Annotated in this window: 2 protein-coding genes; both read left to right on the top strand. The window is 48.7% G+C overall.

What is annotated here, in order from left to right; all coding sequences use genetic code 11:
• Positions 1-201 (top strand): Orn/Lys/Arg family decarboxylase (locus ACWHAR_RS32720; RefSeq protein ID WP_452089127.1); only part of this gene is annotated, 201 nt, incomplete at its 5' end.
• A partial coding sequence (tmk, locus tag ACWHAR_RS32725) for a dTMP kinase (protein ID WP_452089128.1) occupies positions 198-501 on the top strand: 304 nt, incomplete at its 3' end. The genes ACWHAR_RS32720 and tmk, both read left to right, overlap by 4 nt.

Raw genomic sequence — 501 nt, forward strand, 5'->3', positions numbered from 1 at the left:
ACCGAAGCAGCGGGCAGAATAAGCGCCGAATCGGTCACACCTTATCCTCCGGGCATTCCGTTGATCATGGCGGGTGAGAGAATAACAAAAGAGACGATCAGCCGGCTGACGCGGCTCGTCGATCTGAATGTACACATTCAGGGCAGCAATCAGCTCAAACAAAAGCAATTAACTGTATATATAGAAGAGGAGAAATCATGAACGGTTTATTAATTACTTTTGAAGGGCCTGAAGGTGCGGGGAAAACGACAATCCTTCAGGCTGCGGCAGACCAATTGACGAAAAACGGCCATTCTGTTCTTGCGACAAGGGAGCCGGGCGGCATTGAAATATCAGAACGAATTCGCGAGGTTATTTTAAATCCAAGCCATACAGCAATGGATCACAAAACAGAGGCCTTGTTGTATGCGGCCGCAAGAAGGCAGCACCTAGTCGAAAAAGTAAAACCGGCGCTTGAAGAAGGGAAAATCGTCTTATGCGACCGGTTCATCGACAGCTCGC

The organism is Bacillus sp. LR--39, assembly GCF_053613335.1.